Below are 23,340 nucleotides of genomic sequence, written 5' to 3' on the forward strand. Positions count from 1 at the left end.
ACTTTGGCAAATGACTAACTATTCACTTCCCCTCGATCTCGTGTTTCACGCCCTGGCCGATCCGTCGCGCCTGGCCATGGTGGAGCGGCTGTGCCAGGGGCCGGCGTCGGTCAGCGAGCTGGCGAGGCCGCTGGCGATCTCGCTGCCGTCGGTACTGCAACACCTGAAGCTGCTGGAGGACAGCGGCCTCGTGCGATCGCGCAAGGTGGGCCGGGTACGCACCTGCGAGCTGGATCGGGAAGTGATGGTCCGCGCGGAAGACTGGTTCGCCGAGCGCCGCCGTTATTGGACGGGGCGGCTGGACCGACTTGCCGATCTGCTCGGCGCAACCGAGCCCATCCTGCCACCGGAGCAAAGCCCATGACTGCCCGCACTGTCGTACACGAAACCCTCACCTTTGAACGCAGCTACCCGGTCAGCCCGGCACGGGTGTTCGCCGCCTGGTCCGACCAGGAGGCGTTGCAACGCTGGGGCTCGCCCGGCGCCGATTGGGAGGTGACCTATGAGCGCTTCGATTTCTTCGAGGGCGGTGGCGATATGTGCCGCTTCGGCCCGCGCGGTGGCGATACCTATGTGAACACCACCTGCTATCTGCAGATCGTGCCGGAACGGCGCATCGTCAGCGCCAACACCATGCGCAGCGCGACGCTGCAGCTGTTCGCCGGGCTTGTCACCGTCGAGTTCCACCCGCAAGGCACAGGTTGCCGGATGGTGTTGACCGAGCAGGGCGCCTATCTGGACGGCAACGACCGTCCCGAGGATCACCGTGCCGGCTGGGACGAGATGCTCGACAACCTGGCGCGCGAACTGGCAGGCACGCCCGGCGCCAGCTGAGCCGGCCGATACGCCCGGCCAGCTACGTGCTGCGCACGGCGCCGGGCGTCGCTGGGGGGCGGCAACGGCAACATGCACACTGCGTGCGGCCGCGGCGGCCGCTACAACGGGGTGGTCGATCCAAGCGAGAAGCTGCGATGCCGCAACCCGATTTCGGCGCCTGTCTGCGCGCCTGCACCGAATGCGCCGATGCCTGCGATGCGTGCGCCGCCGCCAGCCTCAGGCAGGAGCCCTGGATGGCGATGGCCGGATGCATCGCGGTCGCCATCGATTGCGCAGCCATGTGCCGTGTGGTGGCGGGCTTCATGGCCCGTGCCAGCGCGCACGGCGGTGCGGTGGCCGAAGCCTGCGCCAAACTGTGCGAAATCTGTGCGCTCGAATGCGCGCGTCACGATGTACCGCAGTGCCAGGCCTGTGCCCAGACATGCCGGGATTGCGCCAGGCACTGCTACGACGTTGCGGCGCTGCTGCTGACTCAGACGGCCAATCCCGCCAATCCATGATGCGTGCCGCTGCCGGCGGCGCGTCCGGCCTGCCGCCGCGTCGACGGCTGCGCCTGCTGCGGCGCATCGAACGCGGCCTCGATCTGCCGATGGCGGCGTTGGGGCTGCTGTGGCTGTGCCTGCTGGTGACCGAGCTGGTGTGGGGCTTGGGTCGGCTCGGCACCTGGGCCACCCGGGTGATCTGGGGCGTGTTTGTCTTTGATTTCCTGCTGCGTCTGCTGCTGGCCCCCCGGCGCCTGCGCTATCTGCGGCGCAACCTCCTGACCGCGGTCACCCTGTTGCTGCCGGCGCTGCGGGTGCTGCGCGTCGCGCGTGGGCTGCGGGTGCTCGGGCAGCTGCGCGGACTGCGGTTGCTGCGGGTGCTGTCATCGGTCAACCGCGGCATGGCGGCGTTGGGCACGGCGATGCGGCGGCGCGGTTTCGGCTATGTGCTTGCCATCACCGCCATGGTGGCGGCGGCAGGGGCAGCCGGCATCTATGCCTTTGAAAAGGGCGCGTCGCCACAGGCACCGGACAGCTACTGGAGTGCACTATGGTGGACCGCCATGCTGTTGACCACCATGGGCAGCGAATACTGGCCCAGCACCACCGAAGGCCGGCTGCTGTGCCTGTTGCTGGCGCTCTATGCCTTTGCCGTGTTCGGCTACGTCACTGGCGTGCTCACCACTTTCTTCATCGGGCGTGATGTCCAGGATGAAGAGAGCGGATTGGCCGGGCAACAGGCGCTGAAGGCCCTGACCGAGGAAATGCGTGCGCTACGCGCGGAAGTGGCGCAGCTGCGTGAGGCACGTCCGGCCGATGGCGGTGCACCGCGCTGAACGGCGATGCTTCATGCACCAGCGGCAGAGGGTGCTGCAACCGGCAAATGGTACAGCAGCTGCCTGCCTGATCCCGGGCTGCGATGAGGATGTTCAGCGTCCCTTGGCCGTCCCGGCTGCCTTTGCCTCGGCATTGCGCTTGCGGGTGGCTGCCGCTTTCCGGGCCGAGGCCGAGCGCTGCGCCGGCGTACGCGACGCTGCCGCAGCGCCGCCTCGCTGTCCGCCCTTGACCGTTGGCGCCGGGTTGTCCGGCTTGCCCCGGCCCGAACCGCTTTTCCTGCCGCCGCCGGAGATCTTGTTGACGGTGGCCCAGGCACGCCGCTCGGCCTCGTCCTCGGGCAGACCACGGGCCTCGTAGCTTTCCTCGATATGCGCCGCCTGGCGCTTTTGCTTGTCGGTATAGGCCGATTTGTCACCGCGCGGCATGGTGCCTCCTTGAAACGATCCCCGACAGCACCGCTGCCGGGGGCCGACAAAGTCGCCGGCACGGATGCCGGCGAGGTTCAGCGCTTGGCGCTGTCCGATTCGGCCTGATCGCGCGCGAGGAAGGTTCGCGTCACCTGGGGCAGATGCTCGCGCAGCCATTGGGCCATCGCGACCTCCTGCTCCAGGATGGCCATGCACTCACGCTTGGTCTCCACGTCGCCGACCGCTTCCGCTGCAGCGATCAGTACGGTGTACGAGGCGATTTCCATATGCTCGAACACATAGCCGCTCATTGCGCCCTTGACCACTTCATCGCTGACCGCCATGCCACCGATCGCCTGGCCGAATGCCACCAGCTTGCCAGCCAGGTCCTTGAGGGTGGACGGACTGCCGCCCAGGCGGGTAAGACAGCGTTCCAGCGCCTGCTGCTGTCCCAGCGTCTCCTGCAGATGCTGCTCGATCCGCGCCTTGAGTTCGGGATAGTGATCCAGCCGCTCGGCCTGGGCCTTGAGCATCTGTTCGGCCTGCTGTTCCATGCCGTGCGCGTCGCGCAGCCAGTCGATCAGGTTTTCCTTCGCGTAGGTCATGGGGGACTCCTGTCTGTGGAAAGTAAAAAGCGCCGGTCGCAGGTCGCCCAAAGGCCGATATGCAGGCCGGCCCACTGTTCCAGCAACTTGCATGCCGGTGGGACAGTGGCGGGCCGGCCGGGCAGGGCGCCGTGCCAGCAACACCGGTGTGCAAATCCTGCGCGCAGCGCTGCACGATTTGCCTGCCGCACCCGTTACCGCGCCGAGGCGTCGCGTGCGGCGGTAAACAGATCCCAGGTGGCAATGAACAGCGCGGCGATCACCGGGCCGATCACAAAACCATTCAGACCGAAGATCGCCATCCCACCCAGCGTGGAGACCAACACCACGTAGTCGGGCATCTGCGTGTCCTTGCCTACCAGGATGGGACGCAGCAGGTTGTCCACCAGCCCGATCACCAGGACGCCGAAGGCCGTCAGCGCCAGGCCCTGCCAGAGCGCGCCCGTAGCCAGGAAGTACACCGCCGCCGGACCCCAGACCAGCCCGGCACCGACGGCGGGCAACAGCGACAGCAACGCCATCAGCACGCCCCACAGCAGAGCGCCGTGGATGCCCAGCAAGGCGAAGATCACACCGCCCAGCGTGCCTTGCACCGCCGCCACCACCAGGTTGCCTTTGATGGTGGCGCGGATGACGGTGGCGAACTTGTCGATGAGATAGCGCTTGTGTTCCGGGCTGAGCGGCAGTGCACGCTTGATCCGTTCGGCAAGCGCCGCGCCGTCGCGCAGCAGAAAGAACAGCAGATACAGCATCACCCCCAGCCCGATGAGGAACTGAAAGGCGTTTTGCCCCAGATTGAGCGCGTAGCCGGCAAGGAAGCGGCTGGCCTGGTTCAGACCGGCCGACAGCCTGGCCTGCAACGTGGCCAGATCGGCGATGCCAAAGAAATCGAGCAGGCGGAATGCCCAGCCGGGCAACGAGCCCAGCACGCGCTGCAGATAGGTGCCCACATCGATCTGCCCCGACTGCAGCCGTTGATAGAGCTGCGTGCCTTCCTGGACCAGTGCCGCGCCGGTGAGTGCCAGCGGCAGGATGACGATCAGCAGACACAGCAACAACGTTGCCAATGCCGCCAACGTGGGACGCTGACGCAGTGGCTTGAGCAAGCGGCGGTAGAGCGGGTGGAACACGATGGCCAGCACCGCGCTCCAGAACACCGCGCCGTAGAACGGCCACAGGATCCAGCCGAAGGCGAGCGTGACCAGCAGCAAGAGCAACAGCAGGGCTTTCTGATGCAGAGCGGACAGATTCATGGGCAGTCAAGGCGGCGTTGTGCCGGGCAGCGAGGCCGTCTGGCCGATACAAAAGTGTGGCGCCGCGCCTGCCGCCCGGCCAAGGCGGCGTGGCCGGATTCGGCTGTAGGCATGCGCCGCGGGCGGTTGTCGGCGGCGGACGGGCAACCGGGCTGCGGGGGTTGTGCCCGGCAGGCCAGTCGGGACGCGTATGGTCCGTGCCAACCCCCTCTGACCATGATGCGTGGCGCCGTGGCGACCGTCGATCCACACGGCCGCATATCGGCAGGCAAAGCGTGGCACGGCCCCGACTATGCTGATGCATGTGTCAGCCGGATTGCAGCAGTACTGTCGGCCAAGTGTGTCTTGTAATCAATATAACTTTCTTTTTCATTAAGAAATCGAGTGTGACCCGCTTGGCCACTGTTGCATCGGCGCACCGGCCAGGCGCATGCAAAAGTGTGCTGCGGCGCGGTCCCCCCGTTCCCGATCTGTTACTGCCATGCGGTGTGCACAGTGGCGGTCTGGTGCACAGGCGACACAAAAGTGGCTGCCCAACCATGCGATATCCGCTATACGGCGTGTCAGTCTTACCGTTGCGCCGATTTGTATTTGTCAGATGTGCCGGTGGCAGACAAGATGGGCATACAGGCGACGTCCCTGCCGGCCTGCGCGCAAGGCGCTGCGGCGCAGCAGTGCGGGAGCGGGGCTTTTCATAAGGAGAATCAATGCAGCACCGTCGTATGGCGGGGGCGCTTGATGCGGATCTGGCGCTGATCGATGCCTATATGCATACCCAGCCTGAAGAGGCGATCCGGGTATGCGAGCGCGTGTTCGCCCAGGCCTGGGAGGCACGCGACCCGCTGGCGCACGTGATCGCTGCGCAGCGGTATGGCCTGATCATGGACCATCGCGGCCGCGGGATCGAAGCGCGCGACACGCTGTTCGAAGCCCTGCAGATCGCCCAGTCGGCCCACCTCTTCGACCACGAGGCGCAGCTGCTGGAGCAGATCGCGCGCGGGTACTACACCGCCGGCCAATACCGGTTGGCAATCCAGTACTGGGCACGCTGCGTCGAGGTCTCGGAACAATCGGGCAAGGAAGTGCGCACCTGGATCTCCGCCAAGGTCGGCCTGGGGCAGGTGTACTTTGCGATGGGCGACTATGAGTCGGCCACGGCGCTGCATCATGAAGCCCTGGCCCGCCTGGGCGAGGTGGACGATCCGTACCTGGATACCAAGGTCAAGATCAATCTGGGGGTCGATCTCACCCAGCTCGGACGCAGCGAGGAAGCGACCACGGTATTCCTGGCCGCACTCGATCTGTGCCTGATGCATCGCTTTTCCGACTATGCCGCCGAGGCTTGCCTGCGGCTGGCGCAGGTCAGGCTTGCCGCCGGCCGGCTGAAGGAGGCGAGCAGTTTTCTGGACACCGCACTCGGCCATGCCCGTGGCGTGAAGTACCTGTGGGCCGAAGCGCATATCCTGGCCACCCAGGCCCAGGTGCAGGCCGCCCAGGGGCAGCACGCGCTGGCGCTGCAGAATGTGAAGGCCGCCCAGGCCATCGCGCAGGCCAACGGCTTTGTGCATATGGCGAACCAGCAGCATCTGGCGGCGGCGGAGTACGCCGAGGCGATGGGCGATCTGCCGACGGCGCTGGCCGAATTCAAGCTGGCCTACGAATACGAACACCGGCTGATGGCCGGTTCGTCGTTGGAGCGCAACCAGGAACTGGAGGACAAGGCCGGCCTGCGCCCCAGCGCCAACCGCCTGCTGGTGGAGCTGTCGGTCAATCCGATGATCGATGAAGGCGATCTGGTCCATGCATTCCGGCTGATCACCCGCGAGAGCTGCCGTATCCTGAATGTGAACCGCGCATCGATCTGGGCCGTGGATACGCGGGTGGATGAGTTGCGCTGCCAGTGCATCTACCTGGCCGACCATCGCCGTTACCGGCAAGGGCGCTGCCTGCGCCATGGCGACTTTCCGGCGCTGTTCAGCTGGCTGTGCGACCCCAATCCGCTGATCGCGCACGACGCCGCCCACCATCCCTATACCTGGGAACTGGAGCAGGGCTATCTGCGGGTCAACAACATCAAGTCCGTCCTGGCCTTCACCATCCGCGTCGCCGGCCATCCCGGCGCCGTGATCTGTTTCGAGGTGGCCGGACAGCAGCGCAACTGGACGCCGGATGACGTGGTCAACGGCGGCAAGCTCGCCGATATCTCGGCGCGGGTGATCGGCAGCTTCGAGCGCAAGCTGTTCCAGAAGGAGATCAGCGCGCTCAACGCCAAGCTGATGCAGGCCAACGAAGCCCTCGAAGCCCGGGTGATCGACCGCACCGCGGCGCTGGAGCGGCGCAACGCCGAATTGCTGGAGCTGAACGAAACCATCCGCATCATGGCCACCATCGACGAGCTGACCGGAATCTACAACCGGCGCTCGGTGATGGAGGCGTTCAGGCGCGAGCAGGCACGCAGCAACCGGATCGGCAGCGCGTTCTGTCTATGCCTGATCGACGTCGACCATTTCAAGCAGGTCAACGATGCCTGCGGACACCTGGTCGGCGACGAGGTGTTGCGGCGTGTGGCCCAGGTGGCGCGTGAACAGATCCGCGAAACCGATAGTGTGGGGCGTTACGGCGGCGAGGAATTCCTGATCCTGCTCGTCGATACCGATCTGGAAGGGGCGCGCGCCTCGGCCGAACGGCTACGGCATCACACCGAATCGCTGGTCTTTCCCGAATTGGCGCCGGGTTTCAAGGTCACCGTGTCGATCGGTCTGTCGCAATACATCATCGGCGAGCAGGGCGAGCAGGTGCTCAGCCGCGCCGATGCCGCGCTGTACCAGGCCAAGGCGCAGGGCCGCAACCGCGTCGTGGTGTGCTAGCTCCCGATCCTGCCTAGCCGCGCATCGCCCGCCACACCTTGCCCACCAGTTGCACCAGCAGCAAGGCAATGCCGCCAGCCACCACGCCGGCCAGCAGATTGAGCAGGGTCGGCGTCACCGGGCCCAGCACCGCGCCCACGCCCGGCAGCGCGGCGGCGCTGCCCGCCAGCACATGGATGCCCTCGTCGGCCGCGTGCACGCCATGGGTGAGGATGCCGCCCCCCACCATGAACATCGCCGCCGTGCCGGCGATGGAGAGAAACTTCATCAGGTAGGGCGCGGTGCGCAGCAGCCCCGCCCCCAGTGCACGCTGCAGCGCACCGGCCTGACGGCTCAGATACAGCCCGGCATCGTCGAGCTTGACGATGCCGGCCACCAGGCCATAGACGCCCACAGTCATGATGATGCCGATGCCGGCCAGCACCGCCACCTGCAGGCCGAAGGTCGCGGTGGCCACGGTGCCCAGCGTGATGGCGATGATCTCGGCGGAGAGGATGAAGTCGGTCCGGATCGCGCCCTGGATCTTTTCCTTTTCGAACGCCACCAGATCCACCTGCGGATCGGCCAGCGCGGCGGAGAGTTCGGCATGATGCGCGGCCGCCTCGTGGCCGGCGAAGAACTTGTGCGCCAGCTTCTCGAAGCCCTCGTAGCACAGGAAGGCGCCGCCCAGCATCAGCAGCGGGGTCACCGCCCACGGGATGAAGGCGCTGATCGCGAGCGCCGCCGGCACCAGGATCAGCTTGTTGCGGAACGATCCCTTGGCCACCGCCCAGACCACCGGCAGCTCGCGTTCGGCATTCACCCCGGTGACCTGCTGCGCGTTCAACGCCAGATCGTCGCCCAGCACCCCGGCGGTTTTCTTGGTTGCCACCTTGGTCATTGCCGCAACGTCGTCCAGGATCGACGCGATATCGTCGATCAATGCCAACAGGCTGCTTCCTGCCATAAGCTCATTCCTTGAAATGGGGGCGCAAGGTCGCCGATTATCCCGTGCGGGCTGCTGCCTGACCAGGGTCTGTTTACGGTTGTTGGATGCGTGTATGCAGGGATGGGTGTTCGCAGGACCCCGATGGCATGGGATGCCACCGGCAGCCTGGGCGGCCAGCACGGCGGGGCTTGTCTGACCATGCACCCGGAGCGGGGTCGGCAAGACTGGCACGCGCCGTTGCCGCGGGATGGTCAGATGCGGATCGAGTCTGAACGGGTGCAGGTTCCCCAGCATCCGCGGCCTGCCCGGCGCCATGGTGGGGCTGAAACCATGGGAACCGCCGCCTGCATTACGGCTTGCCCGCACTGCGGCGCGATGGACACAGGGCGTGCTTCATGCCAGCGACACGTTCATCGTCTGCGCGATCGCCCGCGCGGTCATGCCGGTTTCGGGATCGGCCGCGTCCAGGTCCGCACCCAATTCGATCAACCGTCGGGCAACGTCGTCGTAGCCGTCCCAGGCAAGCTGGGCGCTGATCGCGTTCACCAGCAGCAGCCAGCTATGCTCGCGCAACGCCGCCAGATCCAGTGTCTCCGGCTGGGCCAGCGCGGCCAGCGACGCATCGGGACCATCGTTGCCGATCACGTCCAGCAGCGCCTGCATGCCGTCGTGCTCGGTCAGCCGCGCCTTGCCGCGCCCCAGTTGCGCCCTGGCCTGCGCACGCGGTGACTTTTCGGCAAAGGCGAACGCGGAGAACAGCAGGGTCCAGGTCCTGCCGTCATAGAGGGATGCCCCGTGCGGGCTGGCGGTCAGCATCACCTTGCCATCCGGGCTGACATCGATCACCCCGCAGGCGTTGCGCACAGCCGCGGGCTGGTCGGGCGGATTGATCAGCTTGCCGTCCTGCAGTACCCAGAGCCCGTAGTCCGAGCCGCACCACAGCCGGCCATCGAACCACGCCATGTCCTTGAACGGCAAAAGGCCGCCAATCATCGGTGCCGGCTCGAATGCGTAATTGCCTTGCCGTACCGGCAACTATTAATTGTCCGGCAATCCGGGCCACCTTCATTGGCGACCACCAGTATTCGGAGTCCGGAATTTGGGGTGGGATGTCCTGCTCTACATTTGCTGCAGGCGCGTCATACCAGAAAACATGCCTTCCCATATCCACCGCAACGAACTCCGGCTTGCCACTCGCATCGGAATATGCCACTCGATTGAAGTCGAAATAGTCCGCTTCTTGAAAAAAGAAACGCCGTTCCATCGGACGTTCCATACGTGCAAACAGAAAACGCGTGCGAGGCAGCGGATTGCGGTGCGGGGAATCAGTGGCCTCGACCAGAACGAAGCAATAGCGCGTGTTGTCGTAGCCGATAGCACAGTCGTAGACCGTAAAACCTTTGAAAAAACGTTCGTAGCGCTCTTTATCGCAAATCATTTCCACGGTCATTTTCCTTGGGGCCTATTTGGCGTGCGGACGAGGGTGTGGAATGCTTCTGCTTGCTAAAGCGGGATTTTAGCTAATCATTCACCAAAGTCTTGATGGGTGATTGGATCGGCAAATCAGCACAAGTCGTTAGCCTAGCCGCACCAGCCTTCCTCGCGCCAATAGTCGAGCAAAAGGAAAGGTAGTCTGCCTTTCCATTTTTCAAGGGTTGCTACGGGTACCTTGGCACGGCGGGTTGCTTCCCCGAATTCATCAATGAACACTTCAAGGTCTTCGTCTTTCATTGGTTGGGATAGGCTCGGGTTGATTGGTTCCGTTTGGTCCACAACAAAGTCCATGCAGCTGGTCTTGCCGGCCCAGCTTGACTGCTCCGGCGAAGCTGCACCGCAGCACAAGTTGAAGGATCAGGCGCCCCAATTGGCCTGCTTGAGAGACCGCAATATCGCAACGGCGGGGTCGCTGGCACTGCCGGTGCCTGCTGGCGGCAACCCATCGGCAACCGGTTTTCCGGGTTCGAGCACACTGCGGTGAATCAGCTGCCCCTGCTCGAAACACAGCAACTCCGGCAGATCCGCCGGCAGATAGTCGCCGATGAATTCCGCGTGATCCTCAAGGTCCAGCCAGAGCCAGAGGTGGTGGGGGTGGCGCTGTTGCTCAGCGACAGCGGTTTCGAGCAGAACCGGGTAGACGGTGCGGCACTTCTCGCACCACGCCTGCGCCCCGAGCACCAGATAGGCGCGGGTGTCGACCTGGCCCAGGCGCTCCGCGATGCGCTGCGCGTCGCGCCACGGGTCCAGCAGTGCAGCATCGTGCAAGGGGTTCATCCATGCTCCTGTCACGACAGCGGGCCGGCGAATACCGGGCCTTTGACGCGTGTTGCGCTCACCGGGGTCAATAGCATCAGGCGGTGGGCGGCGGCGGCCCGGACGGCGTGGGGATGATCGCCATCGACAATGTTGCACAACCATTCCCGGCTTGTGGGGCGGCCCAGCAGATGTGGTTCGGCCACAGCGGCAGGCGACACCGGATGGGCCGCGATCCGCATCACGTCGGGGTAGGGCAGACCGTTGTCCGCATCGCGCCGGGCGTCCTGGAGCGCGGCCGGATCGGTGCTGTCGGTGTGTGCCGCGTCGTCGGGCTGCGTATCCACCCCGGCCTCGTCCGATTCGATCACATAGCCGTGTGCTTCCAGATCAATGCCGGTCAGCGTCTGCCAGACCCAGCCGGCGTGTCGTGCCAGCAAGGGGTCCTGCATCCAGCCGGCAATGCGTGGCAACTGCGCAAGGTCGCCGTGATGCAGCAGAAACGTCAAGGCCGTGCGCGCAGGCAGATCATGCAGGATCGATTCAGTGTCAGGGCTGCCGGGCGGGGTCAGCAAGGCGAGGCAGGCCACCCAGCGTAGCAGCCGGCGCATTGCCAGTTGCCGCCCGATGCCACTGCATCGTTGAACCTCGGCCAGTTGCTGCAACAGCGCGGCGTGCAAGGCGTGGCGGGCATCGAGCAGGTTGGCGTGGGTGCCGGCGCGCGCGTCGAGGCGGGCCAGGCCGATTGCCGCCTCGGCCCTTACCGATACGTCGCTGTCTTCCAGCAGCCGCCTCAGCAACCCTGGCGGCGAGCGGTCGAGCGTGGGCTGCAATCCATCGACCCATGTCGATTCCCACGCTGCGACGAGACCGCTCAACGGCCCGGTCGTCCGTTGGTGCGCGCGCCCATCACCCCAGACGCGGATCGCCATGGCGGCCAAGGCGCGGCACGCCGCGGCCCGAACCCGTGGCGATGCCTGGGCGCATGGATCGTCAAGAATCGGGGCAAGGTCGCCGAACGGATCGACCCCGCCCGGCGTGGTACCGATCAACGCGGCCGCACGCAAGGCAGCAACCTGGCCGATTTCACCGCATTGCATCAGATAAGCGAGTGCGCCGGACTGGGCTGCGGCCGGCAGCCAGGCCACGGCACTGATCAGACCGCGCATCAGCGATTCGGGGGCGGCGGCGATATGCGCCAGCACGGCGTCGATGGCAGCCTCGTCGCGATGCTTGCATTGCAATCCCAGCCAGGCTGCCACGAAGGCTTCTCCCGGCTGCCCCCAGCGTGCCAGCGCCTTGAGCGCGGGTGCAACGCCATGCTCCTCGGCGACCAGCAGACCTTCCAGGTGCGCGTCGAGCAGGCGGTTGAAATGCGCGTGCCGCTCGGGGTGGAGATTGAAGGCCCCCGTGGCGCTGTCCAGTTGCGCCCAGTAGAACGCAGCGTCCTCCGCATGCCGGATCAGCAGCGGTTCGATATGGGTGGGAATCGCTGCCTGCATCACGGCTTGCCCGCACTGCGGCGCGATGGACACAGGGCGTGCTTCATGCCAGCGACACGTTCATCGTCTGCGCGATCGCCCGCGCGGTCATCCCGGTTTCAGGATCGGCCGCGTCCAGGTCCGCACCCAATTCGATCAACCGTCGGGCAACGTCGTCGTAGCCGTCCCAGGCAAGCTGGGCGCTGATCGCGTTCACCAGCAGCAGCCAGCTATGCTCGCGCAACGCTGTCAGATCCAGTGTCTCCGGCTGGGCCAGCGCGGCCAGCGACGCATCGGGACCGTCGTTGCCGATCACGTCCAGCAGCGCCTGCATGCCGTCGTGCTCGGTCAGCCGCGCCTTGCCGCGCCCCAGTTGCGCCCTGGCCTGCGCACGCGGTGACTTTTCGGCAAAGGCGAACGCGGAGAACAGCAGGGTCCAGGTCTTGCCGTCATAAAGGGATGCCCCGTGCGGGCTGGCGGTCAGCATCACCTTGCCATCCGGGCTGACATCGATCACCCCGCAGGCGTTGCGCACAGCCGCGGGCTGGTCGGGCGGATTGATCAGCTTGCCGTCCTGCAGTACCCAGAGCCCGTAGTCCGAGCCGCACCACAGCCGGCCATCGAACCACGCCATGTCCTTGAACGGCAGGCTGAAGCGGCCTTCCAGCAGCCGCTTCCAGCGATCATTGCGCCCGATCCACAGCGAGCCGTCTTTGCCGCCGATATAGACGTTGCCATCGCCGGCGCAGCACACGGTGTAGAGCAATTCGTTGGAGGGGAAGTCGATCTGCTGCCACGCCTTGCCGTCGAAATGCCAGACATCGCCGGTGCCGCCGACGGCGTAGAGGTCGTCGTCCGCAAACGCAGCCAAATCATTAAAACCGACCTCAAAGCCTCCTTTGCCTTCCTCGGCAAGCTGCTTGGGTACGGGCGGCGAGGCGGCAAAAGACCGCCAATCATCAGGGCCGGCACGCCAGCGCACCTGCCGTGCATCGCCAATTGCAGTCAGCCGACCTGCAACCCGGGCCACGTTCAGCACCGACCAGCAGTATTCGGAATCGGGAATCTGGGGCGGGATGTCCTGCTCTACATTCGCGGTAGGCGCGTCATACCAGAAAACATGACTTCCCATATCCACGGCAACGAACTCTGACTTGCCATTCGCCTCGGAATACGCCACCCGCGTGAAGTTGAAATAATCGGCCTCCTGATAATAGAAACGCCTCTCCATCGGGCGTTCCATCCGTGCAAACAGAAAACGCGTGCGAGGCAGCGGATCACGGTGCGGCGAGTTGGTGGCCTCGACCAGAACGAAGCAATAGCGCGTGTTGTCGTAGCCGATAGCACAGTCGTAGACCGTAAAACCTTTGAAAAAACGTTCGTAGCGCTCTTTATCGCAAATCATTTCCATCACGTTGTCCTTGAATCAAGCCTTTAGGCGTCCCCACCACTCGGCAATACACTGCCACCGCCCGCCATCCCCGAATGCGGACGCACTTTGGCCTTGTCCAGCCCGCCGCACTTGTGCGCATCCTTGTAGTACTCGTCCAGTTGTGCCTTGATGCATTTTTTGTCGCAGCCAAAGGTCAGGCTTACCATATTGGCCATTTCATCGCGTGCCGTTTCGTAATCCATACTTGGCTTTGTCCGATGCCGGCCCATCAGCGCTTCTGTTGCTTTATGCGCCGCACCGTGTGACCCGTGGCTATTGGTCGTTCCTTCCAGGCAAATGGTTGGCGCACCGCGCTCGGAGTATCCCTCCCAGCATTTGTCCTTGGGCAGCTTGTCGCGCGGCATGTCGCTCATTTTCAGCGTCGATTTGTCCTTGCTGCCCTTGTAGCTGTTTTTCCAGTCGTCGAACGCCTTTTGCTGGACCGCCGGATCGGGGTTGCGGAACATGGCATCCGGCAGCAGGTGGTGCCCGGTCTGCCCGGGGCAGCACCCCTGGCCCGCCCAGTTGGCGGTGTTGGTGCCTGACTTGCTATAGGGCACCAGTGTGCATTTGCGCGCGCGCAGACAGGCGTCCGCCGCGGCGATCGCGGTCTGCACATCGCTCATCAGCGCCTGCGCCTGATCGCTGTTGATGTCGGTGAGCTTTTTGATGTCGTACTTCTTGAAGGCGTCCTGCACCTTGCCCGCGGCGTCTTTCAACCGGTGCGTCGTATCCTTGACCTCGGCGATCTGCGTCTTGAATTCATCGATCATCTGATACGCCTGGACCCCGGTGTAGATCGCGTCCGCCACTGTCAGCACTTGGCCAACGATGGGAATCCAGCCGGTCAGGCCGCGCCGAGCGGCAAAGGCGGTCGCTTTCTTGGCCGCAAATTCGGCAGCTTCTTTTTCCAGCTTCTCGACCACCTTCTCCTTGGCGATCTCTTCGATCTGCCCCCAGGCCTTGGCGGGAAAGTCATCAACATCATCGACCCAGTCCTGGAATTCCTTGACGCTGGAAGGCTTGATGAACAGCCCTTCGCAGTGGTTCAGCACCCAGGCCCCCGAATTCTTGTCGGTCTTGGTCTCCGGCAGTGTCTTGCTCTTCTTGCGTTTCTTGCGTTTTTCCTCGTCGTCCGCGCATTTCTTCTCCAACCGCTCCTTGTCTTCCTTGCAATCCTTCTTGGTGGAAGCGTCGTCCATGTAGTAGGTGGGCGGCGTATTGCTGGGCTGCGAGCCATGGTTGTGCGTGGTCATGTCGGTGTGGCGGGCCACGCCCAACCCTTCGAAGATCACGTCCAGCGACCATTTGGTGAAATAGGCCTTGCCCTTGATCACCCGGGTCTTGGCGCCTTTCTGGAATGCCTGGGTGGCCGCTTCGTTGCCGGTGCTGGTGGCGAAGTAGGATCGATCCTCGACCGCCACTTGCTTCCTGGCGATCAGCACGCTGGTGGTGCCCTTGGTGATGTCCTTGGCGTAGGCCGTATTCGGATAGGGGATGACGATGGGGCCGGCGCTGGGCGCGGGTGGGCTCCAGCACGGATCGGGAAAGGCGGCGATCGATTTGCCGTCGGTCTTGGCCGCCTTGCAGGCGATTTCCAGATTGTTGGCGTATACATTGGTCTTCATGATGCTTCCCGGTAGCGGACGATCAGCGCGCTGCGCAATCCGTCGTCGTTGGCCAGATGCAGCAGGCCCCGCTCACCCGGCCCCGAGCGCCGGGTCATGGCGTCGGCCAGCCAAGCCAGCGTCAGCACGCCGTTGGCCGCGCCGATCTCACCCACACTGCGCGCGAGCAACTCGTGCGGAAACTGTTCGACGCGGTGTTCCAGCGCGCGCCCGATCGCCAGTGATGCTTCCTTGAAGTAGGGGCTTTCGCCGCTCATGCCGCTGATCTGGAACGTCTGGTCCGCCACCTTGCAGCCGGCTGAGGCGGCAGCCTGGCGTATTGCCTGGACCAGCGCCTTGGCGCGGTTGGGCTGATCGCTTCCCCAGTGGGCCTCCTCCAGAGCCTCGCCCACCCCTTCGATCCAGACCCCGCGTCCTTGCGGATCGGCATCGCGGGTCAGCATGATGGCTGCGGCGCCTTCACCAGGGATGAAGCCGTCGCTGTTGTCGGCAGTCTTGATGCGCTCCGCCGCCAGATAGTGGTTGATCACCGGCGCGGACAGAAAACTGTCGACCGCGACCACGATGCCGAAGGCACCGGCGGACCGCACCTGATGCAGATGTTCGCTGACCCGGCGCAATGCGGCAACCAGGCCCGCCTTGCCCAGCGCCAGTACCGTGGATTCCGGATGACAACGCAGACCCAGCGCGGCCTGCGCTTCGTCCAACGCCTGCGGCAACCAGTGGGCCCCGGCCCCGGGCCGCCCTGCCTCGGGCGCCAGCACCACGATCAGTGGCGTCTGTCCGGCCGCAAGCGGTTGCCTCGGCGCCAGGCATTCGGCCAGCACCCGTTCCAGCATGTTGCGCCAGCGTGCCGCTCCCCAGATTTCCACGCCGTGCAGCGCGGCGCCGACGATAGGCTCGTGGCCCTCAGCCAGGAACGCCGTCTCGCGGAAATGGTTCATCCGGGCGTTGATTGCCGCGGTTGCCGCCGCTGCGGTATGACCTACCGGGCAGCAGATGCCGCGACCGGCAATCCGCAACGGCTTGAATGCCACCGTCGCCTCCGCTGCGGTTGACGTGTCCTGCAGCAACGATTTCCAGAAGCCGCTCATGTCGGCAATGCTTCCTGTTCGGTTGGTGCAGAGGCCGGACCGCAACCGGCGCAACCATCGCTGCCGAGCCCCAGCACCTTGTCGCGCCACCATTGGCTGTTCACCGGGCCCAGCGCCACGGTGTCGAATTCCTGGATGCGGCGGCGGATCGGTACGCTGGCGCGCCAGATGGCGCTGAAACGCGGGCCGTCCGGATCGTCCAGCTCGAAGTACAGCGTATCCACCACCGGCGAGGGCTCCTCGACGCTATGGTCGGTTCGCAGCACGCGCAGTTTCAAGCCATCCAGCCGGGGCAGCATGAAACGCACGTCGTCGCGACCGGGCAGCATGTTGCGCAGCACCACCTGCTCGCCACCGTGCGGGTAATCCATCTGCTGATCGGGCGGCGCGCATTGGTTGAAGCGTTCGTCGAAATCCGCGGGCAACAGCGGGAACACTTCCTCCTGCCACTGGGCGTCGTACGTGCCGGCGTAGTCCCTGCGCGGCAGCCAGTGTCGGCCGACCGCCGAACAGGCGACGGGCTCGTAGGGGCCGCCCGGTTTGCGGATCGGTTGCTCCAGCGCTTCCAGGCTGGGCGCAGGGCTGCCTGCCAATTGCTTGAGCGTATGTTTGCCGGCCCAGCCGACCCCTATCGGATTGGTCAGCAGCGCCTCGGTCAGCAGCTGCTTCTTGTCGCCCTTGCCGGTTTCATATTCACGCGTACCGCCATAGGCAAGGCCATAGTGCAGCGGTTGGCTCGTGAACAGCCCTGGCTCGCTCAGGCCAAGCCGCCCCAGCCGTTTACGCCACGCGCGCGGTCCCAACACGCGGATGCCTTTCTTCAACGGTCCCACCTGCCATACCACCGGTAGCTCACGTACCGGTTGGCCATCCGGGCTGTGTGCACTGGCGTTGAACAGGACATCGCAGCGGGGCTTGAAGCGGACAAAGTCACTGCCATACAGCATCGCGCTGATGCCCGGTTCACCAATATGCAGATCAGTCGCCACCAGGGGCGACGGGGCCACCGGCTGCGGGCGTTGCCCGGGCAGCGGCACCCGCCAAGCCGCCTTGGCGATGATCACCAGCTGCTCCCGTCCTTGGCAATCGAGTGCGGTGAACGTGCCGGCCACTAGATGCCGGGTGCCAACGATCACATTCATGACGACATCCCGCGCAGAAGCGCTCCCTTCAGGTCTGACGGCAGGCGACACCGGGAGCAAATGCGAAAACGGAGGGAAAACACGGCTGCCGCGCGCTCAGTTGAGGTTGACCGAGCCGCCCAGGATGCGCTGCGTGGCGCTGGCGTGGCTGGTGATGTAGGTGCCGCGCAGGGTGATGCGCCCGTCGGCGGTCATCACGATGGCCGCCTCGCCGCAACGCAGTTCGATTTCGTGGGCAGCATGCAGCGCGATATGTTCGCCATCGACCCATACATTGAGCTGATCCGGGGCCGGGGCCACGGACGCCGATGACGGTGCGGGCTGTGCGCCCAGCATCAGGCCCAGCACGATGGGGCGGTGCGGATCGCTGCCTTCGAATCCCAGCGCCAGCTCGCGGCCGATCTGTTCCCCGGTCAGAACAACCATGCTGCGGGCGCTGACCGAGGTCAGGCGCAATGCGGGCACGTGCACCAGCGGCAGCCCGGCGGCGTCGAAGCCGGCCAGTTGCCCGACTGCGATACCGGTGGCCATGGGTGGCAGCGTGGCGGTCTGCTCGAGCACCGAATCGAGCAGGTTGTCGGTTACGGCATCCGTGTCCGGCTGAGGGGTGGCGGCGTTCCCGGCAGGCGCATTCATCGTTCAGTTCTCCAGGATCTTCTTGGCCTTGAGGGTGATATTGCCGTCGGCCTTCAGGATCTGGTCGTCGCTGGTGCCCAGTGTGAAGGTATGGCCATTGAGGATGATGGTGCCGTCGGACTTCATCGTGAAGCTCGACTTGCCCACCTTGACGGTGAATTCATCGCCGGCGTGGATGGTGAAGCTCTTGCCGACCACCACGTGCTTGCTCAGTCCGACCTCTTCGGCCTGGACCAGCGCCACGGTGGTGTTCATCGCTGCGCCCACCGATATCTGATACGCACCGCCAACGGTCAGCGCCTTGGCCAGGCCGATGGTCTCGGCCTTGGCCATGGCGACCGTCTCGGTCTTGTTGCCGCCGATGGTCACCGAACGGTTGCTGCCGATGCTGATCGTCTCGTTCGCTCCCACGTTCTCCGTGCGGTTGGCGCCGATCGTGATCGTCTCGTTCTGACCCACGTCTTCGGTGCGGTTCTGCCCGATGCTGATCGTCTCGTTCACATCCACCCGCTCGGTACGGTTGTTGTGGACGGTGATGGTCTCGTTGTTGTCCACCGTTTCGGTGCGGTCGTGCTTGACGTGGACGGTTTCGTCGTTGTCCACGGTCTTCTTGCGATCGTGTCCCACCCAATGGCTTTCGTCGTTCTCCACCTCAATGCGCTGGTCCTTCTCGGCGTGCAGCCACAGCTCTTCCTGGCCTGCCTTGTCCTCGAAGCGGATCGCGTTGGCGTTGTCGTAGCCGCCGCCCGGGCTGGAGCGGCTGTAGAAGCCTGACTGGGTCTTGCTGGCCGGCAGGCCCCACGGCGGCATGGTCGCCGCGTTGGGTACCATGCCGGTGATCAGCGGCCGGTCCGGATTGCCATCCAGGAACTGCACGATGACCTCGCTGCCGATACGCGGAATCGAGACGCTGCCGAAGTTGGCACCGCTCCAGCTGGTCGCCACCCGCACCCAGGCCGATGATTTCTCGTCATAGCCGCCCTCGCGGTCCCAGTGGAACTGCACCCGCACGCGGCCGTACTCGTCGCAGTGGATCTCCTCGCCAGGCGGGCCGACCACGATGGCGGTCTGCAGCCCGTCGATGCGCGGGGCGGCACTGTTCAGGCCGCGGCCCGGGCGCCAGGGCACGACCTTGCGCTGGCAGACGAAGCGGTTGCGGTACTGCGCCGCGGTATCGCCTGCCATCAGATAGTTGTTGTTGGCGCTGTGCTCCGCCTCGACGATCAGGAACTCGCGGTCCGGCTGGTCCTGCCCCAGTCCGGCGGCATCGTACTCACCGCCCAGCACGAAGCTGCGCCCGACCTGCACGCGGCGGGCATCGCCGCGGCCTTCGAAACGCTTGGCGGCCGCCTCGATCTCCTCCATCCGTCGGCGGACCTGCGCCTCGCCGCCCGCCAGGTCGGCAAAACCGTAGGCGCCGGCGTATTCGTAGACCTCGAACTCAGGCACGTCGCCCTGTCGGTTGAGCGTGGTGTCGAGCGCCTGCTGCGGCTTGGGGTTCTTGAAATCGAAACTCACGCTTGCGACCTTGCCCGGCACCACCTGCCGCATTTGGGCGAATTCGCTGACGCCGTCGCGGTCCAGCCCCAGCGTTTCGTCGTGCCAGTTCAGTACGGGGTCGGCACCGTCCACCGGGGCCGCCAGCGTCGAGTCGTCGGCCAGGATCAGCCGGTGGCCGTCGGCGGCGTGCTCGTACCAGTAATGCCAGCCCAGCGTTTCCCAACGGCGGTGCAGGTAGTTGTAGTCGGTCTCGTCGAACTGGCAGGCGTCGGTCATCGCCGGGTCAGGGCCGCCGACCCGGCTTTCCCAGTCGCGCCAGGCCGGGTAGTCGGTGAAGATCGCCTCGGTCTGCTCGCGCACCGTCTGGCCGTGGAACAGATAGCTGTCACGGCGCAGGCGCAGGAAGGCGAGCCAGGGCTGCAGCACTGCCTCGTAACAGGCATAGCCGCCTTCATTGCGCAGGTAGGAGAACTGGAATACGTAGCCGTTGAAGTAGCGCACCGAGCCGTCGTCGCGCACCAGCTCCAGCGTGACCATCCGGCCCATCATGGCCTTGAGCGGAATCGCCGGATCGTCCGAGAGCAGTTGCACCACGTAGCGGAAATCGCGCGACAGGCCCTCGAACGCCTCGAGCCGGTTCGGGATGAGGGGGGCGGCCGGGCCGTCTTCTTTCGGAAAACGCAGGGTCAGCAGGCGGTGATGCTGCGCTTGGCGCAGCCCCTGTATCAATTGCGAGGCATTGAGAGCATCAAACATCGGGTGCAGTCCTACGCATCTAGCAGGCAGCGAACATCGGTGCGGAACAACAGTACTGGCGCAGCCGGCGCTGTTGCGCCTGTCACAGTTGTGTTGATGACAGATTCTGTCAGTGTTGACGAGACTAACATTGCTTGCCGGATCCAGGTTCGTCCCGCCGTGTGGGCGGGCTCCGGCGGCGCGGATGGTCCGATCAACGGTGGCCGACCGGATAGGGCGGGCAACGCAGCAATTGCATTGGCAAAACGTCGACCTGCGCATCCGCGTGACGCTGTCTACAGTGATCGCACAAGGCGTGGCGCGGCATCGGGTGACAGTGGCTGCCATGCGGTCATCGGGCCTATCCGGCCTGCTGCGCGGAGCAGTGCTGGCCTGTGTGGCAACAGAGCTGTGCCTAGTGGATTTTTATGGTCGGATGCCATAATTTTGTAAGAAACAAGCAAGTTTTTCGGTCGTTGTCAAATCGTCATTGCGCATCCAGCCGAAAATCTTTGCATATACGCTGTCAGGAAAGCTACCAAATATCGCCACAGGGGAATTGATTCGGCATAAACCGTCGTATGCGGGTTGCGATTTGCCCGGCGTCGTGGTTGGATGCGCGCTCGGGTGATTGCCCGCGTTCCAAAGGAGATAGATTGTGCGCACCAAAAAAGAACTGATCGATACGCTCGCCGAGCGGACCGGGCAATCCAAGGCTGCTGTCGAGGCACTGGTCGACGCACTGGGTGAAGCGACCCAGGCGGCCCTGAGCAAGGGTGAGGAAGTGGTTCTGCCGGGTCTGGGCAAGCTGGCGGTGAAGGCACGCGCGGCGAAGTCGGGTCGCAATCCCAAGACCGGCGAGACCATCACCATCGCGGCACGCAATGTGCCCGCCTTCAGCGCCGCCAAGGTGCTCAAGGACGCGGTTGCCGGTCAGTAACCGACAGGTCTGACCTCAAGCGATCGACAGGCCACGGGACGGGGCGGGCCTTTCCCGTGGCGATCCGCCCATGTGACGTGCCCGCGTTGTCCCCAAGCCCTTCCTGCCGTTCCTGTCGCACCCACCTCGCGCACCCCACCGCGCACCGCTGTGCGGGCAAGGTCTGGCCTCGCTTACAGCGCGCCGCCTGCCACCACCCGTTTCCCTGATCGATCCCGTCTCTTGTCAGTGCCGATTGCTGCGCTCACAGGTTTTTGCGTTGGTGCAAACCAGCCCACCATGCGTTTGGCCGGGGTTGTCCAAACCAGCTTGCCGCAGCCGGCGGTGCCTGACCGAAGCGCAGCGTTTACTTGTTTTTACGCATGGCAAAGCGTGTGCTGCCCCACTATTCTCACCTTCTGGAAGCAGGCCCTGCGGGTGTAGCGGGTTGTTTCCTGTCATCGAAGGCGAAGCCCGGCGTGGGTTGCGCCGCCTTCTCCACCTTGCCGGAGTTTTGCAATGACATTGCGACAAAAAGCATGGGGCCTGACCGCCATGGTGCTGTTCTTTCTGCTGGCCATGATGATGCTTGGCCTGTACATGCTGCGCGAGGCAAGTGACGAGGACAATCGCGCACGCATCAAGCAGTTGATGAAGAGCACCTACAACACCATCGTGCAGCTGGAGAACCTTGCGGCCAGCGGCAAGATGAGCGAGGCCGAGGCCAAGGCGGTCGCGACCCAGTTGCTGCGGGAGAACAAGTACCACGAATCGGAATACGTCTACGTGGTGGACGACAAATTCCTGTTCGTGGCGGCACCGCTCGATCCGCAATTGCACGGGACCAGCTTCAACGACTTCAAGGACGCCAGCGGCAACAGCGTGGGCGCGATCGCCAAGGCGGCGCTGGACAAATCCGGCGGTGCCATGACCGAGTACTGGTGGAATTCGGAACGTGATGGCGAGGTGGTCGACCTGCTGTCCGTGGCCGAGCGCACGCCGCGCTGGAAATGGGTGGTCGGCAGCGGCATCAGTTTTGCCGAGGCTGATGCGCGCTTCTGGGACAACGCATTCTGGGAGGTCATCATCTGCCTGGTGCTGTCCGCCATTGTCGGTGCGCTGCTGGTGATGTCGGTGCGCGGCCTGGTCAACGCGCTTGGCGGCGAGCCACAGGACGTGGTGCGGCTGGTGGCACAGATGGCGGACGGCGATCTCACCAACACGCGCCAGATGCGGACGAGCCCGCCGGGCAGCATCCTGGCTGCCGTGCTGCGGATGCAGGAGTCGTTGCGCGCGGTGCTGAGCGAGATCCAGCGCGATGCCCATCAGCTGGAGGAGCATGCCGGCCTGATCGCCACGGCGAGCAAGGAAATCTCGGTCGCCGCCAATCGCCAGACCGATTCCACGGCCTCGATGGCGGCGGCGATGCAGCAGCTCACCGCCAGCATCAACCATATCTCGGACAACACCGCCAATACCGAGCAGGCTTCGAAGGCCGCGACCGAACTGGCGTTCGACGGCGTTAACCAGGTCAACCAGGCATCGGCGGCGATGGAGCATATCGCCAACAGCGTGTCGCGGGCCTCGGGCCAGATCCGGCAACTGGATGACAAGGCGCGCGAGATCGCCAGCATCGCCGCAGTGATCAGCGAGATTGCAGGCCAGACCAATCTGCTGGCGCTCAATGCCGCGATCGAGGCGGCCCGGGCCGGCGAGCAGGGCCGCGGCTTCGCTGTCGTGGCCGACGAGGTGCGCAAGCTGGCCGAGCGTACCAGCAGCGCCACCGTGGATATCACCAATATGCTGGCGTCGGTGCAGGCCGAGACGGATTCGGTAGTGGCAGTGATGGACGAAGCGCTGCCGCAGGTGGAGAGCGGCGCCCAGATGGCCAAGAACGTGACCGCCTCGCTCGAACGGATCCATGGCGGCGCCGAAGGCACGCTGTCGCGATTGCGCGAGATGTCCACCGCCACACGCGAACAAAGCCAGGCCAGCAACAGCATCTCGGGCCGTGTCGAGGATATTTCACAGATGGTCGAGGAGACCACCGCATCGATCCGCAATGCGGCCCATACCGCGGGCGAGATCGAACAGATCGCGCAGAACCTGAACCGGATGGTGCAGCGCTTCCGTATCTGAGCGCATTGCTTGCACAACGGGATGTGACCGGGCGACGCGGGCGCGACTGATGAGTCCACCCACGGTCTTGGCGCATCGGCGCGCCACGACCGTGGGCAGTGCTTGGTGCTGCAAACAGGATCCGTCTGGCTGCATTGCGCTCACCTGCCGCACCACCCGTACTGCCGG

Annotated in this window: 21 protein-coding genes; 7 read left to right on the forward strand and 14 right to left on the reverse strand. The window is 64.7% G+C overall.

The features are described 5' to 3' along the window. Positions 1-10 precede the first annotated feature (10 nt). The 4 genes from N8I74_RS10050 (at position 11) to N8I74_RS10065 (ending at position 2,155) form a co-directional block, all read left to right on the forward strand. Positions 11-364 (forward strand): ArsR/SmtB family transcription factor, encoded by a 354-nt coding sequence (locus tag N8I74_RS10050; protein ID WP_263122878.1) that lies wholly within the window; start codon positions 11-13, stop codon positions 362-364. After that, positions 361-834, forward strand: a complete 474-nt coding sequence (locus N8I74_RS10055) for an SRPBCC family protein (RefSeq protein WP_263122879.1) — start codon at positions 361-363, stop codon at positions 832-834. The genes N8I74_RS10050 and N8I74_RS10055 overlap by 4 nt, the downstream gene beginning before the upstream one ends. A 137-nt stretch (positions 835-971) precedes the next feature. Next, complete coding sequence (locus N8I74_RS10060; RefSeq protein WP_263122880.1) at positions 972-1,337, forward strand: four-helix bundle copper-binding protein; 366 nt, start codon at positions 972-974, stop codon at positions 1,335-1,337. Next, positions 1,334-2,155, forward strand: a complete 822-nt coding sequence (locus N8I74_RS10065; RefSeq protein ID WP_263122882.1) for an ion transporter — start codon at positions 1,334-1,336, stop codon at positions 2,153-2,155. Before N8I74_RS10060 ends, N8I74_RS10065 begins: the two co-directional genes overlap by 4 nt. A gap of 93 nt (positions 2,156-2,248) precedes the next feature. Here the strand turns inward: N8I74_RS10065 and N8I74_RS10070 are convergent, their stop codons facing one another. The 3 genes from N8I74_RS10070 to N8I74_RS10080 form a co-directional block, all read right to left on the reverse strand. After that, positions 2,249-2,581, reverse strand: coding sequence for a plasmid stabilization protein (locus tag N8I74_RS10070; RefSeq protein WP_263122884.1), 333 nt, complete (start codon positions 2,579-2,581; stop codon positions 2,249-2,251). 77 nt (positions 2,582-2,658) lie between these two features. Then, complete coding sequence (locus tag N8I74_RS10075; protein ID WP_263122885.1) at positions 2,659-3,168, reverse strand: ferritin-like domain-containing protein; 510 nt, start codon at positions 3,166-3,168, stop codon at positions 2,659-2,661. A 194-nt stretch (positions 3,169-3,362) separates the two neighbouring features. Then, positions 3,363-4,421, reverse strand: coding sequence for an AI-2E family transporter (locus N8I74_RS10080; protein WP_263122886.1), 1,059 nt, complete (start codon positions 4,419-4,421; stop codon positions 3,363-3,365). Positions 4,422-5,128: 707 nt separating this feature from the next. Between N8I74_RS10080 and N8I74_RS10085 the strand changes: the two genes are divergently transcribed. Next, positions 5,129-7,288, forward strand: a complete 2,160-nt coding sequence (locus tag N8I74_RS10085; protein WP_263122888.1) for a diguanylate cyclase — start codon at positions 5,129-5,131, stop codon at positions 7,286-7,288. Between the two features lie 13 nt (positions 7,289-7,301). Here N8I74_RS10085 and N8I74_RS10090 read toward each other — a convergent pair whose 3' ends face one another. From N8I74_RS10090 to N8I74_RS10140, 11 genes are all read right to left on the reverse strand, one after another. Then, the gene (locus N8I74_RS10090; protein WP_263122890.1) at positions 7,302-8,234 is read right to left on the reverse strand and encodes a DUF808 domain-containing protein; all 933 of its coding nucleotides are present in this window, start codon (positions 8,232-8,234) and stop codon (positions 7,302-7,304) included. 375 nt (positions 8,235-8,609) lie between these two features. Then, positions 8,610-9,209 (reverse strand): hypothetical protein, encoded by a 600-nt coding sequence (locus N8I74_RS10095; RefSeq protein WP_263122891.1) that lies wholly within the window; start codon positions 9,207-9,209, stop codon positions 8,610-8,612. Between the two features lie 588 nt (positions 9,210-9,797). Beyond that, positions 9,798-10,001: a GAD-like domain-containing protein gene (locus N8I74_RS10100; protein ID WP_263122893.1), complete on the reverse strand. Its 204-nt coding sequence runs from the start codon at positions 9,999-10,001 to the stop codon at positions 9,798-9,800. A gap of 66 nt (positions 10,002-10,067) precedes the next feature. Then, entirely contained in the window at positions 10,068-10,487 is a 420-nt protein-coding gene (locus tag N8I74_RS10105) for a thioredoxin domain-containing protein (RefSeq protein ID WP_263122894.1), read from the reverse strand. Between the two features lie 11 nt (positions 10,488-10,498). Next, positions 10,499-11,968 (reverse strand): hypothetical protein, encoded by a 1,470-nt coding sequence (locus N8I74_RS10110; protein WP_263122896.1) that lies wholly within the window; start codon positions 11,966-11,968, stop codon positions 10,499-10,501. A gap of 43 nt (positions 11,969-12,011) precedes the next feature. Continuing rightward, positions 12,012-13,358 (reverse strand): beta propeller repeat protein, encoded by a 1,347-nt coding sequence (locus N8I74_RS10115; protein ID WP_263122898.1) that lies wholly within the window; start codon positions 13,356-13,358, stop codon positions 12,012-12,014. Between the two features lie 23 nt (positions 13,359-13,381). After that, positions 13,382-15,007 (reverse strand): PAAR-like domain-containing protein, encoded by a 1,626-nt coding sequence (locus N8I74_RS10120; protein ID WP_263122899.1) that lies wholly within the window; start codon positions 15,005-15,007, stop codon positions 13,382-13,384. Continuing rightward, entirely contained in the window at positions 15,004-16,101 is a 1,098-nt protein-coding gene (locus N8I74_RS10125; protein ID WP_263122900.1) for a hypothetical protein, read from the reverse strand. Before N8I74_RS10125 ends, N8I74_RS10120 begins: the two co-directional genes overlap by 4 nt. After that, entirely contained in the window at positions 16,098-17,243 is a 1,146-nt protein-coding gene (locus N8I74_RS10130; RefSeq protein ID WP_263122901.1) for a DUF2169 family type VI secretion system accessory protein, read from the reverse strand. Before N8I74_RS10130 ends, N8I74_RS10125 begins: the two co-directional genes overlap by 4 nt. Before the next feature lie 96 nt (positions 17,244-17,339). Further along, a complete protein-coding gene (locus tag N8I74_RS10135) occupies positions 17,340-17,879 on the reverse strand; it encodes a DUF6484 domain-containing protein (RefSeq protein ID WP_263122902.1) in 540 nt (179 codons plus the stop codon). A 3-nt stretch (positions 17,880-17,882) separates the two neighbouring features. Next, a complete protein-coding gene (locus tag N8I74_RS10140; RefSeq protein WP_263122904.1) occupies positions 17,883-20,135 on the reverse strand; it encodes a type VI secretion system Vgr family protein in 2,253 nt (750 codons plus the stop codon). Positions 20,136-20,772: 637 nt separating this feature from the next. On the opposite strand from N8I74_RS10140, the gene N8I74_RS10145 reads away from it, so the two are divergent. Both N8I74_RS10145 and N8I74_RS10150 read left to right on the forward strand, forming a co-directional pair. After that, positions 20,773-21,054 (forward strand): HU family DNA-binding protein, encoded by a 282-nt coding sequence (locus tag N8I74_RS10145; protein WP_263122905.1) that lies wholly within the window; start codon positions 20,773-20,775, stop codon positions 21,052-21,054. Positions 21,055-21,552: 498 nt separating this feature from the next. Further along, positions 21,553-23,172: a methyl-accepting chemotaxis protein gene (locus tag N8I74_RS10150; RefSeq protein ID WP_263122906.1), complete on the forward strand. Its 1,620-nt coding sequence runs from the start codon at positions 21,553-21,555 to the stop codon at positions 23,170-23,172. The last annotated feature ends 168 nt before the right edge of the window (positions 23,173-23,340 follow it).

It is taken from the genome of Chitiniphilus purpureus (assembly GCF_025642115.1).
Taxonomy (GTDB): domain Bacteria; phylum Pseudomonadota; class Gammaproteobacteria; order Burkholderiales; family Chitinibacteraceae; genus Chitiniphilus; species Chitiniphilus purpureus.